Origin of the sequence: Terrabacter sp. 2RAF25 (assembly GCF_052115265.1) — a bacterium.
In the GTDB taxonomy this organism is placed as follows: Bacteria; Actinomycetota; Actinomycetes; order Actinomycetales; family Dermatophilaceae; genus Terrabacter.
The window spans coordinates 1-1,038 of record NZ_JBFRGJ010000022.1; the positions used below are offsets into that span (position 1 = coordinate 1).

At 67.0% G+C, this 1,038-nt stretch carries 1 protein-coding gene; it reads right to left on the bottom strand.

Features of this window, described 5'->3' with window-relative positions:
- Window positions 1-26: 26 nt before the first annotated feature.
- On the bottom strand, window positions 27-980 hold the full coding sequence (locus AB4091_RS21770; protein ID WP_442294983.1) for an IS1595 family transposase: 954 nt from the start codon (window positions 978-980) through the stop codon (window positions 27-29).
- Between the last annotated feature and the right edge of the window lie 58 nt (window positions 981-1,038).

Consider the following 1,038-nt stretch of genomic DNA (forward strand, 5'->3'; position numbering starts at 1 on the left):
GTCGAACACGTGTTCTGCATATCTGCTTAGGTGAAGTCCGGTATGCCCGTTTCTGGTCGGAGGAGGTCCTTGAGCGGGTGTGGGCTGGTGTCGACGGCCTGCTCGAGGAGACGGTAGAAGAGCAGCCCGCGGGACTTGGCGTTGCGGCGGTTGAACCGGAATGTGTACTCGTCGAGGTAGTACGGCAGGTGCTGCTCTTCGACGCGGAAGTGCAGGGTGCCGATGAGCCAGCGCTTGAGCAGCGAGGCGACCAGGTGCACGCCCGGCAGGACGCTGGCCTTGTCCGGCGCGGAGTAGCCGAGGGTGAACTCGTGGCGATAGCCGAGGTCGGCGAGCCGGCGCAGGGTGCGGGCGCCGTCGGTGCGGATCGTGGACCCGGGCTCGATGACGGCGGCGGCGAAGTCGACCAGCTGCGTCGTGCCGGGATGTGCGGCCGCGGCGAGCCGGACCCGGCCCAGGCGGCGGGTTTCGTTGTGTTCTATGGCGATCATGACCGCCACCTTGTCCCCGTAGCCTGCGTGGCCGGCGGTGACGCCGCCGACCATCGTCTCGTCGAGCTCCACGATCCCGGACAGCTTGTCGCGCTCGGGGCGGACCATCGCGCGGCGCAGCTTGTGCATCCAGGCCCACGCCGTCTCGTAGGAGCCGAACCCGAGGACCCGCTGCAGCCCGAGTGCGGACAGCCCGTTCTTCTGCGAGGTCAGGAACCAGATCGCCGCGAACCAGGTCGACAACGGCGTCCGGGTCCGGTCGAAGATCGTGCCCGCCGTCACCGACGTCCGCCGCCCACACGCGCGGCACATCCACAATCCACCCGCCGTGCGCCAGAACTCCTGCTGCCCGCAATTGGGACACACGAACCCCTCCGGCCACCGCAGCCCGGCCAGGTACTCCAGGCAGGACTGGTTGTCCGGGAACCACTCCAGCAGCTGCTGGTACGTGGACGGGTAATCCACTCCCCGAACCGGATTCGCCGTCATCCACAAATCGTACTTCACCTAAGCAGATATGCAGAACACGTGTTCTACTGGAGGTGGT